This is a genomic window from Acinetobacter sp. YH12112, from assembly GCF_013418945.1.
GTDB classification, from domain to species: domain Bacteria; phylum Pseudomonadota; class Gammaproteobacteria; order Pseudomonadales; family Moraxellaceae; genus Acinetobacter; species Acinetobacter indicus.
Map to the genome: position 1 here is coordinate 1 of NZ_VPBA01000012.1, position 14,244 is coordinate 14,244.

The 14,244-nt window shown below is 43.8% G+C and carries 16 protein-coding genes and 2 pseudogenes; 8 read left to right on the forward strand and 10 right to left on the reverse strand.

The genetic code is table 11. The features are described 5' to 3' along the window. Positions 1–127 precede the first annotated feature (127 nt). The 3 genes and pseudogenes from FTU50_RS06115 to FTU50_RS06125 form a co-directional block, all read left to right on the forward strand. Positions 128–526, forward strand: a pseudogene (locus FTU50_RS06115) (cytochrome b); the annotation flags it as partial. Positions 527–782: 256 nt separating this feature from the next. Beyond that, positions 783–1,022, forward strand: coding sequence for a DUF2171 domain-containing protein (locus FTU50_RS06120; protein ID WP_005177756.1), 240 nt, complete (start codon positions 783–785; stop codon positions 1,020–1,022). A gap of 38 nt (positions 1,023–1,060) precedes the next feature. Beyond that, entirely contained in the window at positions 1,061–1,408 is a 348-nt protein-coding gene (locus FTU50_RS06125) for a four-helix bundle copper-binding protein (protein WP_005177753.1), read from the forward strand. Between the two features lie 376 nt (positions 1,409–1,784). Here the strand turns inward: FTU50_RS06125 and FTU50_RS06130 are convergent, their stop codons facing one another. The 4 genes from FTU50_RS06130 to FTU50_RS06145 all read right to left on the reverse strand — a co-directional run bounded on the left by FTU50_RS06130 (position 1,785) and on the right by FTU50_RS06145 (position 3,423). Beyond that, positions 1,785–2,018, reverse strand: coding sequence for a hypothetical protein (locus tag FTU50_RS06130; protein WP_180045861.1), 234 nt, complete (start codon positions 2,016–2,018; stop codon positions 1,785–1,787). A 402-nt stretch (positions 2,019–2,420) separates the two neighbouring features. After that, on the reverse strand, positions 2,421–2,753 hold the full coding sequence (locus FTU50_RS06135; RefSeq protein ID WP_160241333.1) for a hypothetical protein: 333 nt from the start codon (positions 2,751–2,753) through the stop codon (positions 2,421–2,423). Between the two features lie 116 nt (positions 2,754–2,869). Continuing rightward, complete coding sequence (locus FTU50_RS06140; protein WP_005177747.1) at positions 2,870–3,013, reverse strand: hypothetical protein; 144 nt, start codon at positions 3,011–3,013, stop codon at positions 2,870–2,872. Positions 3,014–3,189: 176 nt separating this feature from the next. Then, positions 3,190–3,423 carry a hypothetical protein gene (locus FTU50_RS06145; protein ID WP_127799541.1) on the reverse strand — a complete coding sequence of 78 codons (234 nt, stop codon included), beginning with the start codon at positions 3,421–3,423 and terminating at the stop codon, positions 3,190–3,192. Positions 3,424–3,632: 209 nt separating this feature from the next. Here FTU50_RS06145 and FTU50_RS06150 point away from each other — a divergent pair, with 209 nt between their 5' ends. Both FTU50_RS06150 and FTU50_RS06155 read left to right on the forward strand, forming a co-directional pair. Beyond that, positions 3,633–4,115, forward strand: a complete 483-nt coding sequence (locus tag FTU50_RS06150) for a CinA family protein (RefSeq protein WP_163145831.1) — start codon at positions 3,633–3,635, stop codon at positions 4,113–4,115. Between the two features lie 74 nt (positions 4,116–4,189). Next, positions 4,190–4,810 carry an aminotransferase gene (locus FTU50_RS06155; protein ID WP_180062652.1) on the forward strand — a complete coding sequence of 207 codons (621 nt, stop codon included), beginning with the start codon at positions 4,190–4,192 and terminating at the stop codon, positions 4,808–4,810. Between the two features lie 77 nt (positions 4,811–4,887). Here the strand turns inward: FTU50_RS06155 and prpC are convergent, their stop codons facing one another. Both prpC and prpB read right to left on the reverse strand, forming a co-directional pair. Further along, a complete protein-coding gene (gene prpC, locus FTU50_RS06160) occupies positions 4,888–6,027 on the reverse strand; it encodes a 2-methylcitrate synthase (RefSeq protein ID WP_045795691.1) in 1,140 nt (379 codons plus the stop codon). A gap of 4 nt (positions 6,028–6,031) precedes the next feature. After that, positions 6,032–6,916, reverse strand: coding sequence for a methylisocitrate lyase (prpB, locus tag FTU50_RS06165; RefSeq protein WP_005177735.1), 885 nt, complete (start codon positions 6,914–6,916; stop codon positions 6,032–6,034). Between the two features lie 226 nt (positions 6,917–7,142). Between prpB and FTU50_RS06170 the strand changes: the two genes are divergently transcribed. Both FTU50_RS06170 and argF read left to right on the forward strand, forming a co-directional pair. Further along, the gene (locus FTU50_RS06170; RefSeq protein ID WP_075167741.1) at positions 7,143–7,793 is read left to right on the forward strand and encodes a TetR/AcrR family transcriptional regulator; all 651 of its coding nucleotides are present in this window, start codon (positions 7,143–7,145) and stop codon (positions 7,791–7,793) included. Positions 7,794–7,907: 114 nt separating this feature from the next. Next, on the forward strand, positions 7,908–8,822 hold the full coding sequence (argF, locus tag FTU50_RS06175; RefSeq protein WP_045795694.1) for an ornithine carbamoyltransferase: 915 nt from the start codon (positions 7,908–7,910) through the stop codon (positions 8,820–8,822). A 78-nt stretch (positions 8,823–8,900) separates the two neighbouring features. Here the strand turns inward: argF and FTU50_RS06180 are convergent. Further along, a pseudogene (locus tag FTU50_RS06180) lies at positions 8,901–10,153 on the reverse strand (MFS transporter). A 358-nt stretch (positions 10,154–10,511) separates the two neighbouring features. On the opposite strand from FTU50_RS06180, the gene FTU50_RS06185 reads away from it, so the two are divergent. Beyond that, positions 10,512–10,985 carry a hypothetical protein gene (locus FTU50_RS06185; protein ID WP_163141920.1) on the forward strand — a complete coding sequence of 158 codons (474 nt, stop codon included), beginning with the start codon at positions 10,512–10,514 and terminating at the stop codon, positions 10,983–10,985. 83 nt (positions 10,986–11,068) lie between these two features. Here the strand turns inward: FTU50_RS06185 and FTU50_RS06190 are convergent, their stop codons facing one another. From FTU50_RS06190 to clpS, 3 genes are all read right to left on the reverse strand, one after another. Continuing rightward, positions 11,069–11,422: a YnfA family protein gene (locus tag FTU50_RS06190; RefSeq protein ID WP_045795696.1), complete on the reverse strand. Its 354-nt coding sequence runs from the start codon at positions 11,420–11,422 to the stop codon at positions 11,069–11,071. A 110-nt stretch (positions 11,423–11,532) separates the two neighbouring features. Further along, a complete protein-coding gene (gene clpA, locus FTU50_RS06195; RefSeq protein ID WP_127799531.1) occupies positions 11,533–13,809 on the reverse strand; it encodes an ATP-dependent Clp protease ATP-binding subunit ClpA in 2,277 nt (758 codons plus the stop codon). A 9-nt stretch (positions 13,810–13,818) separates the two neighbouring features. Beyond that, the gene (gene clpS, locus FTU50_RS06200) at positions 13,819–14,235 is read right to left on the reverse strand and encodes an ATP-dependent Clp protease adapter ClpS (RefSeq protein WP_035363010.1); all 417 of its coding nucleotides are present in this window, start codon (positions 14,233–14,235) and stop codon (positions 13,819–13,821) included. Between the last annotated feature and the right edge of the window lie 9 nt (positions 14,236–14,244).

Consider the following 14,244-nt stretch of genomic DNA (forward strand, 5'->3'; position numbering starts at 1 on the left):
GTGAAGAAACCCCTTTCTCTGATGAGGTCCAGAAGCAATACAACCCATCCAATGAACGGATTCAACACGCCAATTACAAGATGGATTTAGAGATCGCTAAATTGAAACGATCTCTATGAATCACACACATAAAAATATTGCCACCACGCTCATATTCCTGATTGTAATCCGGATTTTCTGGCGCTATACCCATCCGGTGCCAAAACTCCCTGACACCATGTCACCACTTATGCAGAAACTGGCTCATCTGGGTCATTTAGCCCTGTACTTTATGCTACTGACCTTGCCAATTACCGGCTGTCTATTCAGCTGGAGCGCCGGCCATCCGGCACCAGTACTTTATCTGTTTGAAATTTCACAGATGGTACAGGCCAATCCGGAGCTGTTAGCCATCGTCAAACCCTTACATATCTATTTATCCTGGGCAGCAGGCCTATTATTGATAGGTCATGTACTGGCGGCATTAAAACATCATTTTATTGACCGCGATCATGTCCTGAAAAGTATGATTTCGAGCGATAAATAAATATCGGTTTTAAATCAAAATAAATCAGGCAGTTTATCCACTTAAACTGTCTGATATAAATAGGACAAAACTGTCATAAATAAAATACCCTTGTATATAAATAAAACCCACACCTCTCTTTATTCTATTTAAAAGCATGTAACCGTTTAATACGACGTGAATATCTGCCGCTGATTTGTATCGCTTTTATTGCTTTTCATCTTTTGCGCGATAGCTTGCATTAGAGTGAAAAAAATCCTGTTCTTGAGGCAGCAGTATGGCCAAGTTTCGTCATCATGAACTGCAACAACATGCGGAGGTCTTTACCGCTAATGGCGTTCATCTGGGCCAAATTGAACAGTTTCTGGATTTAGATCGAATCCAACTAAGTCAGGATGCCGAAGGCAAAGCACATCTGATCCCGCTATCTTGGGTGGGTGATATTTGTGAGCAGCGTATAATCCTGATTAAAAACCTGCAAGAAGTACAAGAAACCTGGATTGAAATACCGCAATAAATTTTGATATCAACCGGACTTTATTCGAGGATCTGCTTATGAATCAGCTGCCGCATCTTTCATCCGTTCAACAATCTTCGCTTTCAATACAGGCCTGTCTGGAATGCATTGTTGCTTGTCAACGCTGCGCAGATGCCTGTTTACACGAAGAACATGTGCAGATGATGCGAACCTGTATCCAGCGCTGTCTGGACTGTGTTGAAACCTGCAAACTCTGTGTCGCCTTTGAAATTCGCAACTCGGAGCTGCATCATTTAGCCATGGATTTATGTGCCAAAGCCTGCGAACTGTGTGCCGAAGAATGTGGCCAGCATGAAGATGAGCATTGTCAAAACTGTGCCCGCGCCTGTCGTGCCTGCGCTGAAGCCTGTCAGATTGAAGGTTAATGGTTTACCCATTTCAATTGGCAAATAAAAACCACCCGAAGGTGGTTTTTATTTTTAAAAGAGCACGACTCTGGTTTGCCCTAATAAGTAAATCATACAGGTGATAATACATGAAGCACTCACCAGAACCGTAATATCTAAAGACCGTCGTGTATTCACTTTCATATCCATACTCCTTTCTTATTATTGTTCTGTTCTTATACCAAGAAATAGTGATATGACCAATTGCATTATATTACAAAAGCTCACCCATTTATAATATACATCCCCCACATGTATATAAATCTAGAATACTTGGTAATTTATATTAAATTTTTATCACCAAAATTAGCAAAAAATAACATTTACTTTTTTATCTATTTAAAAATACAGATTATTATTTTTCCACAAAACTTAATTCATACTCATCTTGGGTCACTTTTAGCTTGATTCCACGATAACGGCGCTTGTCCGGATCGAGTGCAGAATCTCGGACTTCCTTGGAAAAACGCATATCATGCATAAAATGCGCATACAATTTATAGCCCAAACGTAGTTTTTTCGGTTTCTTGCCCTCTTTTAGGCACTTATCAATAGCCTGATTTAAAAACTCCAAGCTGACATCGTTCATCTGCTTTAACCTCACTTTAACCTTTATTCATTAGTTTTAAATATAAGTAGCAAAAGTTTCATTTTTAAGAATATAGAAAAAATAATATATAGATATATAATATAAAAAATATCAGTTATTTAGCTTTGCTCGATTTTTACCATTGTTTAAAATATTTTAATAAATTACATTTCTATTAAAATCCAGGCAAAAAAAGAGTCCATACGAGGGATGTATGGACTCAAACTCATAAAGAGAAAAGTCAAGAGAAAATAAGAATTTACAGCGCATATTTCTTGATTAAAATTGTCCTATTTTCCTGGATTTCCAGCATTGGCAAAAGCTTCCATTTTTTATTTTTTTTAAACAACAAGTCATATTTTTCAAAGTAATTTCAAAACGTTACTTGCCACATTTTCTTGACTAAGGTGCTGGCGTTAGCTGATAACCCAAGCCTTGCGCCGCACCCAGTTGTGTTGCCGAAATGGTAAAGATGGCAGTCTGGCCGGTACTGGCACCACATACGGTAATATGTACCAGACCATCATGCCCGAGTGCTTCATTATAAACTTCTATCCCGGCCTGCTGCAGTTGCTCTTTCAGCTGCTGTAAACGCACTTTGGGATCATCCCCCTCACACTGCTTTAAACCTAAGGACTTGGTCACATCTACCTGTTGTGCTGGTGTAGAAGGTACGCTTTGACATGCCATCAGCGTACAACTGGCAAACATGCCAAATAATAAACCGATCTTCATCTTGCATCTCCTTGATCAAACTGCTGCGAGCTCTGCGCTATACTGATGCTTCCTGCCCTGCAACACGTTTGATTTAACTATGAGAAAAGGAGCTGATGGATAAACATCCCCCAGACTTAGCGCTGTACGGCGGTATCCTGTTTATCTCTTGGATGTTGTGGATGCGGATTCTTTTTATTTGGAATCACTTGTGAATCGGTCTTGGGTTGAGGTTGCTGTTGCTGGGTCTTTTCATTCGAGGTTTTTTCTGGTTTAGCCATCATCGACTCCTGTCTTTATTGTTGTGTTGAACTGTTTTTATTGTTCATGATTTAAGACAGCCGCGCTGTATGGCTTTGGTCAATATTTCAGCTTTCTTGTTAATTCAGGCTTTGTTATTGCAACAGTTTTTAAAAATAAGGCGTATAAAAAAGCCGCCCGCAGGCGACTTTCCGTATTATGCCACAGTCACGACTTTGACAATAATACGTTGCAGGTTTTCTGGCTCTGCTGCGTTCTGGACGCGTTTCAGTTCTTTACTAATCACTTTAAACTGATGGTTCTGATAAGAAATTACTGCAGGAATCTGGTCAAAATATAAAGCATCGGCCTGTAATTCCTCCTGGAAAAGTAAGGTTCCTAACTGATAGTCGAGGTCTTTTAAGACCATATATTTCACAATCGTTTTCATTGTATTAACCTACTTTCACTAAGCACTTTATTTTTAGTTTTACCATTCTTTTGCAGCAGAATAAACCGATAATTTCGAGTTTCGCCTAACTGCTATACAATTGAAATCGGAACGCGCGATCTTTAGCGCTAAATGCCTGAATCCGCAACAAGATTGAGACTGATCTTGCTTAAAATCGTTTGGAAAAGAAGAAGAAATGGAGATTCATCATGCTGAAACGCTGCTGTGATGCGCTAGAACAACGGCAACTGACCATTGCTTTTATTGAAAGTGCCAGCTCAGGCTATTTATGCAGCCAGTTTTCAATTTATAAGAATAGCGGCGCAGATATTTTACTCGGGGCGCTGGTCAGCTATGACCCGAGCATTAAAGCCAACCTGTTACAGATTGATCCGGCACTGATTGCGCATTACACGGCGGAATCTGCGGAAATTACCACGCAGATGGCCTTGCATGGCCAGGCTCTGTTTAAACAGGCCAATATTGTGGTGGCCTGTACCGGTTTGCTAAAACCCGGTGGCAGCGCCTGCGCAGAGAAACCTGAAGGCACTTTTTATATTGCCATTCACTATCAGCAGCAATTGCATAATTTTCATTATCTGCTGGATGGCAGCCCGATTGAACGGCTGGATCAGCTGACCCAATTGGTAGCACAGGAAGTATTGGCGCTTATTTTATCTTCACCCGCCTAGATACACTGTTTCTCATCTTTTCTCCATGATTTTGGCTTAAAGTAAAACCATATCCTGCAATGTGGAGTCGAAGTATGAAACTGGTTCAACCATTATTATTTTCTGCTTTGGCCTGTCTGCCCATCATCAGTTTTGCCACCGTCGGCGGCCAGCAACGGATTGAAGTGCTGGGTTATGACCAGAAAGATCAAAAAGTCTATCTGCTGCGCCATTATGAAGATGGCCGTGGCCGTTTGCCACAGCTGTATTATTACAACTTTAAATCTAAACAGCCGAATCAGCTGGTTCAGGTCAATTCGCTGTATATTAACCCCAAAACCAAAAAGATTGACTATGACCAGCAGCCTACCCGCTTTAATGCCGAGTTGGCCAAAATTAAAAACCGCCTAAACCCCTTAACCAAGCTTAGAACGCAACAGGCACAAATTAAGGTTTTGCACAGTAGCAAACGTCGTGCCGACTGGATTAATGGTACGGAACCAGTGCCGCAGTGGCAGTATTGCTATCGGGTTGATGCGGGGAACTTCCGCAGTACCGTCCAGCAATCCACCAGTTACAAGCAAGGCTTGAACATTCACCAGGCCTATAACATCCCGCAGCAGTCCAAAATGCTGGTGACTGTGAAATATTTAGGCATTCCGTTTGAAATGGGCTATCCGATTGAAGATCCGGTTCTGCTCAGCAATTCTCAATAACAGCAAAAATATAGCGGAAAAAATATAGCAACAAAAAATAAAGCCTCAAATGAGGCTTTATTCAATGACACGGCAGATTAAGCCGCCGAGGTACGCTCTGCAATTGGCACCACTTTACGCAGTTCTGGACCGGTATAATCCGCGCTTGGACGAATAATACGGTTATCTGCACGCTGTTCCATCACATGCGCCGCCCAGCCGGTCACACGCGACATCACAAAGATTGGCGTGAACAGCTTGGTCGGAATACCCATAAAGTGATAAGCCGAAGCATGGAAGAAGTCTGCGTTACAGAACAGTTTTTTCTCGCGCCACATCACTTCTTCACAGCGGACCGATACCGGATAAAGTACGGTATCACCTACATCTTTGGCCAGACGCTCTGACCAGACTTTAATAATGCCATTACGCGGGTCATTGTCCTTGTAAATAGCATGACCAAAGCCCATGATCTTTTCTTTACGCTCTAGCATGCCCAGCATTTCACGCTCAGCTTCTTCTGGAGAGGTCCAGTTTTCAATCATTTCCATGGCCGCTTCATTGGCGCCACCGTGCAGTGGACCACGCAGTGAACCAATCGCGCCGGTAATACATGAGTGCATATCAGACAAGGTTGATGCACACACGCGTGCAGTAAAGGTGGATGCGTTAAACTCATGCTCTGCATACAGAATTAACGACACGTTCATCACCTGTTCATGCAGCTCATTGGGTTTTTCACCACGTAACAGATGCAGGAATTGCGCGCCAATTGAATCATCATCGGTGTTTTCATCAACACGTACGCCGTCATGGCTAAAACGGTACCAGTAACAGATAATGCCCGGTAAAGCGGCCAGAATACGGTCGGCAACATCTTGCTGTACATCAAACGACTGTTCGGTTTCCAGATTGCCAAGCATCGACACGCCAGTACGCATCACATCCATTGGATGTGAATCGGCCGGAATACGCTCCAGTACTTCTTTTAGTGCATCTGGTAACTGACGTAAAGATTTCAGCTTGGCTTTATAGCTGGTTAGCTGTTCGGTGGTAGGTAATTCACCAAAGAAGATCAGATAAGCGACTTCCTCAAACTGGCAGTTTTCTGCCAGATCCTGCACGTCATAACCACGATAGGTCAGACCCGCACCGCTTTTTCCAACTGTCGATAATGCGGTTTTCCCTGCGACTTGTCCGCGCAATCCAGCGCCAGTCAGTACTTTTCCTTCAGCCATTGTTTTAATTCTCCTGCTTGAACAGTTTATCTAATGTGTTTTCAAAGGTGTGGTAATCTAAAAATTCATATAATTCTTTGCGTTGCTGCATTTTATCCAGCACATGGGTTTGTGTGCCATGCTCACGAATCGACTGCATCACTTCCAGTGCTGCTTTTTGCATTGCACGTGTTGCCGACAATGGATATAACACCATACGCACGCCCTGCTCAGCCAGTTCATCAGTGGTGTAATACGGTGTATCACCAAATTCGGTAATATTCGCCAGTACCGGTACACCGACTGCATCACAAACAGTTTTGTACATGGTAATGTCAGTCATGGCTTCTGCAAAAATTGCATCTGCACCCGCCTCGACACAGGCACAGGCCCGGTCAATCACCGCCTGCAAACCTTCTTTTTGCAAGGCATCGGTACGCGCCATCACCACAAAGTTGGAATCGGTCTTGGCATCGACTGCCGCTTTAATACGATCCACCATTTCCTGCTGGGTCACAATTTCCTTGTTCGGGCGATGGCCACAGCGTTTTTGCGCCACCTGATCTTCAATATGCACCGCAGCAGCACCTGCTGCAATCATTTGCTTGATGGTACGGCCAATATTAAATGCACCGCCCCAGCCGGTATCAATATCCACCAGCACAGGTGTATCGACACGTTCTGTAATACGGCGTACATCTTCCAGGACATTATCGAGGCTGGTCATGCCCAAATCCGGCAAACCGTAGGAATAATTGGCGACACCTGCACCCGATACATAAATGGCTTTATAGCCGACCTGTTTTGCCATCATGGCTGCATAGGCATTGACTGTACCGATAATTTGTAAGGGCTTTTCCGTGTCCAGCGCCTGTCTGAATCTTAAGCCCGCAGATGTTTGTTCTGTCATCGTCCTTTCCACAGTAGTTTCTAATTATTGAGGCTTGAGTATACTCAGAATCTTTGCCTAAACCATGACCAATTAGAATAAAGTCCCTAAAACTTTAGTCAAATATTCAAGTAAATCTGTAAGAAAAAAGTCAATACATTTCCGTCTACGCTATTCCATGCCAAGCGGTCATATATTTGCTACAATTATATTTATTCCTTACCAATTGGCGGCCTGCTCCCTGATTATGCATGATTTGGCTCAGTTAGAACCCTTTAGCAAAGATGTCCCTCCGACCAAGCGTGGGCATGAACGCTGTCTGGCTTTATTATTGAGCGCCAATGACCTGTTTCTGGAACATGGCTACGATGCTGTCTCGCTGGATGATATCGTGCATCATGCCGGTGGTTCCAAGGCCTTTATCTATAAATATTTTGGCAATAAAGAAGGCCTGTTTACCGCCATTTGTGATTATCGTGCGGAAAAGTTCTTTAAAGACATTTGCTTACCCTTTGAATCTTTTGAGGGTGATTTACGGGCTTATTTAATTCATACACTAGATAATTTTAAAAGCCATTTAAGTGTGCCGGCCAATTCTGCCTTTTTAAGGTTAATTTTGGAGCGCACCCAGCACAATGTGGAACTGGCGCGTTATATCTATGAACAAGGCCCCAAGCATTTGCAAACTTCCATTGCACATGCGCTGGATCATGCCGCCGCCCAGGGTCTGATTCGCTGTGAGAATTCACTTTATTCAGCGCAGCTGTTCTTTGGCATTCTGCGTAATCTGGAATGGCGGATTTTAATGGGCTTGCCTGTTCAGGATGACCCGCAAACCACAGATGACTATATTCATTACTGTGTCGATCACTTTCTGCAAGGTCACCAAATCGTCTAGTTTTTTGCAATTTCGATTCAATATAGTATATTAGCCGATTCCCTGTTTTATTTAACCAACCAACAACTAATTGTTGTTTTGATTTCAATTTCAGCAATTATTGTGGAGTAACGAATGGCTCTACGTCACTTTCTCACTTTACGCGACCTGTCGACTTTAGAACTTAACCAGATTTTGCAACGCGCAATTGAACTTAAACGCAAGCAGCATCAGCATGAAGTTTTCCAACCTTTTGTTGGTAAAGTTTTGGGCATGATTTTTGAGAAGTCGAGTACCCGTACCCGTGTATCGTTTGAAGCTGGTATGAATCAGTTTGGTGGTAGCGCAATTTTCTTATCTCCACGCGACACCCAGTTAGGTCGTGGTGAGCCTATTGAAGATTCAGCACGCGTGATTTCAAGCATGCTGGATATTGTCATGATTCGCACCTTTGGACATGACATTGTGGAGCGTTTTGCTTCTTATTCCAAAGTGCCGGTGATTAATGCCTTAACTGACGATCATCATCCATGTCAATTACTGGCCGATATGCAAACCTTCCTTGAGCATCGCGGTCCAATCGAAGGCAAAACCGTGGCCTGGATTGGTGATGGCAACAACATGTGTAACTCGTATATTGAAGCGGCACACATGTGGGGCTTCAAGCTGAAAGTGGCCGCACCTAAAGGTTATGAGCCACAAGAAAAATTCCTGTCTGAATTTGCTCACTGTGTTGAACTGGTCGATTCTGCTGAAGATGCCGCAGTCAATGCCGATTTAATCGTGACCGACGTGTGGGCCAGCATGGGTCAAGAAGAAGAACAGAAAATCCGTGAGCAGGCATTTGCCAACTATCAGGTTAATGAACGCCTCATGGATCTAGCGCATCCAGATTGTCTGTTCATGCACTGCCTGCCTGCACACCGCGGTGAAGAAATTTCAGAAAATATGCTGGATCATAAAAATTCTGTGGTTTGGGATGAAGCGGAAAACCGTCTACACGCACAAAAAGCCCTAATGGAATTCCTGATCAACGAGCATTTAAAATAATTGCTAACCGCATCAAGATAAAAAAGCACCGTTCATTCCCGGTGCTTTTTTCGTTTTGATCAAGTCATGAAATCCGGATTAATGATCATCTTTTAAATAGCGCGCTTCACGAGGAATTTGCAGACTATAGAAGAAACAGATCACCAGCATCACAATCACATAGATAAAGAAACTGTTTTCAATACCGGCTGATTTAAACTGTAAAGCCACTGAAGGGGCTGAGCCGCCAAATACTGCATTACCCACCGCATAAGAGAAACCAACACCGAGTGCACGCACATGCGGCGGGAACATTTCCGCTTTTACAATTCCACTGATCGAGGTATACAGACTTAACAGCATCATCAGGAAAATCAACAGCAAGGCCACCATCATGGGTGAATCACTAAAGGCACGCATCTCGATTGCCATAACAGGATAAATGGCAATCGCCATCAGACCACTAAACAGCAGCATCGAATTTCTGCGACCAATCCTGTCTGATAAAATCCCGAAGAATGGCTGCGCCACCATCAGAATAAAAATACAGCCCGTCATGATTAGCCCGACCGTCTGCGAATCAATGCCGATATTGGTCAGATAGGTTTTGGAATAAACCGTAATCACATAGAAACTAAGTGAACCCGCCGAGGTATAGCCCACCACCAGCAAGAAAGTTTTCCAGTGATTTTTAAACAGCTCTTTTAAGCTGCCCGACTCTTCTTTATCGCTGTCTTCATGTGACAACGTTTCTTCCAGACGGCTTCGTGCCAGCAGTGAGGCAATGGCAGCCAGACCACCAATCACAAACGGAATACGCCAGCCGCCATCCTGTAACTGCTGCTCGGTCATAAAACTCAGGAAAATTACACCCAGCAAGCTGGCCAGTAACTGTCCGCCGGTTAAAGTCACATATTAGAACGAGGCAAAAAAGCCGCGCTGACCTTTTAAACCCAGCTCACTCATATAGGTGGCAACCGCACCATATTCCCCGCCAACCGACAAGCCTTGTGACAAACGCACCAGCAACAGCAGGAACGGTGCCGCCATCCCGACTTGCTCATAAGTCGGCAATGCAGCAAACAGAAAGGAACTGAAGGCCATTAGGCAGATGGAAATCACCATGGACTTTTTACGGCCATGTTTATCGGCAATACGTCCAAACAGCCAGCTGCCAATCGGACGCATAAAGAAGCTTGCCGCAAATACCCCCAGACATAAATGGCCTGGGTAGAACTATCCATGTTCGGTGCAGTCAGCGCTTGGGTAAAGTAAACCGCAAATACAGCATAGATATAGAAATCGAACCATTCGACGAGGTTGCCCGAGGCCGCCCCGATAATTCCCTTAATTCGACTGGCTTTTTCCTGTTTGGTTTAAGCTTGGCTCAAGGTTTATCTTCCTCATTTTTAATTTATTGAAATTTCTCATGTAGAGGCGATAAGCTCTTGCCACATAAGGAGATATTTTTGCTTAGATACAGCATAAGCACGTTGCTAATATAACTTTTAATGGAAACTTCACACAAAAAATAAAATGTAATTTTTAATCAATTTTTTAGTTAAAAAGTCTTTAAACACAATAATTTATAGATAAATAGATTATATATTTCTTAAATTTATAGAGATGAAGCCAGATCGGATGGTTGCTTATCCGCCCTATTCATGTTGATATAAATGTCTAAAATACAGCTCATAATGTGTGACTCGAATGAACAATAAAATCTATTTGTCGACAGTTTTAGCCCTCGGACTCAGTGTCTTTTCATTCACCAGCCATGCCAGTGAACTGGACCAGTATCTGCAACAAAAACAGATCATTGATGCCGAGTACAAAATTAAAAACACGACCGGGCTCAATGAAATTCTGAATATTATTAGTGTGGAAGATTCACGCACCCTGCCGTATCAGGTCGATCAGAATACGATTATTGAACAGATGCAGCTATTTGCAGACCGAGTTGAAGTGGAAGGTTTGATTAGCAGCCCGGATTTTGAGCAGTTTGCTCAGGATGTTGGCCATAGCGAAGTGAAAAAAATCATGAAAAAGAATTTACTGCAGAATTGCGAGATGATTTTTGAGCATCAGTTCCAACGCGTCAATCCCTACCGGATTGAGCTGCAGTTAAGTTCGGCGCAGCAGCAATTTCAGTTACAGCTAAAAAATTCGGAATGTAAATTCTAAACCAACCCGATTTATCACTAACTGCGGTAGTAAATCCTGCCGCAGCAAATCCCTATTTTCAGCCTACGATGACAATAGAAAAATTAACGCACCAGTCCTTGTGGCTGCAAAATAATAATCAGCGCACCGCACATCACCACCAGACCGCCCAGCAGATCCCAACGGCTTAAACTGACCTGATCAACAAATTTCAGCCACATTAAAGCAGTGAAAATATAAATCCCACCATAAGCGGCGTAAATTCGCCCTGATGCTGCCGGATGCAAGGTTAACAGCCAGACAAATACCGCCAGAGCCACTACTGTAGGTAACCAGAGCCAATGTGATTTCCCCTGATTCAAAATTAAATAAGGAAAGTAACAGCCCAAAATTTCCGCCACCGCCGTCACCAAAAACAGGCAAACCGTGGTCAGAATTTTAGTGATAGAAAAATCCATAAAAACTCACAATATTAGTGACGCGCAGCTTGCCAATAGAAAGGTAAAAAGGTAAGCCTTAAGCAAACAAAAGCCCGTGCGTACACGGGCTTTCATATTCAAGTACAGGATTAAGCCGGTTCAGCGGTTTGATCTTCAAATACTTCGAGTTTCAAACCGGTAGCTTTGCCGTTTTCTTTCTTCACGGATACGGCTACATTGCCGCCGTGTTCAGCCAGCTCACCAAACAGGATCATCTCTGCCAGCGGTTTCTTCAGGTGTTCCTGAATTAAACGCTGCATTGGACGTGCACCCATTAAACGGTCATAGCCATGTTCGGCCATCCATTCACGTGCATCCTGATCTACTTCAAGAATGACTTTTTTCTCATCTAGCTGGGCTTGCAGTTCGGTCAGGAACTTGTCGACTACACTTTCAATCACGCTGGTCGGCAAGGCTTTAAACTGAATCACGCTGTCCAGACGGTTACGGAACTCAGGCGAGAAGGCCTTTTTCATTGCTTCCTGGTTGTCATTGCTGTTGTCCTGTTCCATAAAGCCAATGCTGACACGAGAAATACTTTCTGCACCAATATTGGTGGTCAGTACCAGCACCACATTACGGAAGTCTGACTTACGTCCGTTATTATCGGTCAATGAGCCATGATCCATAATTTGCAGCAACAGGTTAAACACATCCGGATGGGCTTTTTCAATTTCATCGAGTAGCAGCACACAATGCGGATTTTTATGAATCGCATCGGTAAGCAAACCACCCTGATCAAAACCGACATAGCCCGGCGGCGCACCAATTAAACGGGACACCGCGTGGCGTTCCATGTACTCAGACATATCAAAACGGACCAGCTCGACACCCAGCAATTTGGCCAGCTGCTTGGTGACTTCAGTTTTACCCACCCCGGTCGGGCCGGCAAATACAAAGCTACCAACAGGCTTATCTGGCGATTTCAAACCGGCGCGCGACAGTTTGATGGCAGACGCCAGTGCTTCAATCGCTTCATCCTGACCGAACACCACACGTTTCAGATCACGTTCCAGATGCTCAAGCACAGTCTTGTCATCTTTAGACACCGTTTTCGGTGGAATACGGGCAATTTTCGCCACAATATCTTCGATATTTTCCACGGTAATCAGACGATCTTCCTGTTCATCTTTCAGACGGCGCTGTGCACCGGCTTCATCAATCACGTCAATGGCCTTGTCTGGCAAGAAACGGTCATTAATGTATTTAGATGACAACTCAACCGCAGAAACCAGTGCTTTATCATCATATTGGACATGGTGGAAATCTTCAAATTTTGATTTCAGGCCACGTAAAATATCAATGGTTTCAGGAATTGATGGCTCATTGACATCAATTTTCTGGAAACGACGCGACAAGGCATGATCTTTCTCAAAGACCTGACGATATTCCTGGAACGTGGTCGAACCGATACAACGCAAAGTGCCGTTGGCTAGCGCCGGTTTAATCAGGTTCGAGGCATCCATGGTGCTGCCCATGCTGGAACCGGCACCAATAATCATGTGGATTTCATCAATAAATAAAATCGCTTCCGGCTTTTTCTTTAACGCATTTAACAGCTGTTTCAGGCGTTTTTCAAAATCACCGCGGTATTTGGTTCCGGCCACCAAGGCACCAATATCCAGACTGTAAATTTCTGAATTGAGCAGTGGTTTTGGCGCTTTACCATTTACGATTAACCAGGCCAGACCTTCGGCAATTGAGGTTTTACCCACCCCCGGATCACCGACCAGCAGCGGGTTGTTTTTACGACGGCGACATAAGATTTGCGCAGCGCGTTCAATTTCTTTTTCACGGCCAATCAGTGGGTCAGTTTTACCCTTCACCGCTTCATTGTTGAGGTTGGTGGTATACAGCTCCAGCGGACCGCTATTGGCCGAAGTTGAGCTTTCCCCATCGAGATCTTCAATTTCTTCTTCGGCTTGCGATTCTTCTTTGCGCGTACCGTGAGAAAGATACTGGGTTAAGGTTAAACGGTTAATTTGATGGCGTTTTAATAGATATACGGCAAAAGAATCCCGTTCCGAATACATCGCAACCAGAATATCTGCGCCTTCGACTGTGCGATCACCACCACTGGATTGCACATGGAAAATTGCTCGTTGCAAAATACGGTCAAAGCTTTCCGTTGGATGCGGCGCCTGATCGCTGTTTTCACCGAGTTTAGGGGTATGCTGTTCTACATATTCTTCAAGTTCTTTGCGCAGCACAATAATATCTGCCCCGCATGCTTTTAGCGCATTTACTGCAGAATCATTGTCGAGCAAAGCCAATAATAAATGTTCTACCGTCAGAAACTCATGTCTCTTTTGACGAGCCATGCTAACAGCCAAACGTAATGATACTTCTAATTGACGACTGAGCATGTAACCCCCTTAGTTTTTAGGCTCAATCTGACAAAGTAATGGATGACCTTGAGATCGAGCGTAATTATTGACTTGGTTTGCTTTGGTCTCTGCGATGTCTCGCGGATAAACCCCTGCAATACCTTTTCCTTCGTAATGTACAGTTAGCATTACTTGAGTCGCTTGGTCAAGATTCATTGCAAAGTATTGTTGTAAAATTTCAATTACAAAGTCCATTGGGGTATAGTCATCGTTCAATAAAACGACAGCGTATAACGGTGGACGCTTTAATTCAGGCGGCGCCGTCTGTACAGCAATGTCTCCGTCCTCATGCTCATTCGGCTCATCCGTACTTAAACGCGGATTAAAATGCCAGTCCACCATGCCGGACTGCTGAAAAGACTGTTTGATTTCGTTTAAACAAATTGGTCGTTTGTTACTTCGCATAAGAGATTT

What these genes read in the sequence shown, in the direction of transcription:
- FTU50_RS06120 (WP_005177756.1), top strand. Translation starts at nt 783, where the DNA reads ATGGCCAAGTTTCGTCATCATGAACTGCAACAACATGCGGAGGTCTTT.
- FTU50_RS06125 (WP_005177753.1), top strand. Translation starts at nt 1,061, where the DNA reads ATGAATCAGCTGCCGCATCTTTCATCCGTTCAACAATCTTCGCTTTCA.
- FTU50_RS06130 (WP_180045861.1), bottom strand. Translation starts at nt 2,018, where the DNA reads ATGAACGATGTCAGCTTGGAGTTTTTAAATCAGGCTATTGATAAGTGC.
- FTU50_RS06135 (WP_160241333.1), bottom strand. Translation starts at nt 2,753, where the DNA reads ATGAAGATCGGTTTATTATTTGGCATGTTTGCCAGTTGTACGCTGATG.
- FTU50_RS06140 (WP_005177747.1), bottom strand. Translation starts at nt 3,013, where the DNA reads ATGGCTAAACCAGAAAAAACCTCGAATGAAAAGACCCAGCAACAGCAA.
- FTU50_RS06145 (WP_127799541.1), bottom strand. Translation starts at nt 3,423, where the DNA reads ATGAAAACGATTGTGAAATATATGGTCTTAAAAGACCTCGACTATCAG.
- FTU50_RS06150 (WP_163145831.1), top strand. Translation starts at nt 3,633, where the DNA reads ATGCTGAAACGCTGCTGTGATGCGCTAGAACAACGGCAACTGACCATT.
- FTU50_RS06155 (WP_180062652.1), top strand. Translation starts at nt 4,190, where the DNA reads ATGAAACTGGTTCAACCATTATTATTTTCTGCTTTGGCCTGTCTGCCC.
- prpC (WP_045795691.1), bottom strand. Translation starts at nt 6,027, where the DNA reads ATGGCTGAAGGAAAAGTACTGACTGGCGCTGGATTGCGCGGACAAGTC.
- prpB (WP_005177735.1), bottom strand. Translation starts at nt 6,916, where the DNA reads ATGACAGAACAAACATCTGCGGGCTTAAGATTCAGACAGGCGCTGGAC.
- FTU50_RS06170 (WP_075167741.1), top strand. Translation starts at nt 7,143, where the DNA reads ATGCATGATTTGGCTCAGTTAGAACCCTTTAGCAAAGATGTCCCTCCG.
- argF (WP_045795694.1), top strand. Translation starts at nt 7,908, where the DNA reads ATGGCTCTACGTCACTTTCTCACTTTACGCGACCTGTCGACTTTAGAA.
- FTU50_RS06185 (WP_163141920.1), top strand. Translation starts at nt 10,512, where the DNA reads ATGAACAATAAAATCTATTTGTCGACAGTTTTAGCCCTCGGACTCAGT.
- FTU50_RS06190 (WP_045795696.1), bottom strand. Translation starts at nt 11,422, where the DNA reads ATGGATTTTTCTATCACTAAAATTCTGACCACGGTTTGCCTGTTTTTG.
- clpA (WP_127799531.1), bottom strand. Translation starts at nt 13,809, where the DNA reads ATGCTCAGTCGTCAATTAGAAGTATCATTACGTTTGGCTGTTAGCATG.
- clpS (WP_035363010.1), bottom strand. Translation starts at nt 14,235, where the DNA reads ATGCGAAGTAACAAACGACCAATTTGTTTAAACGAAATCAAACAGTCT.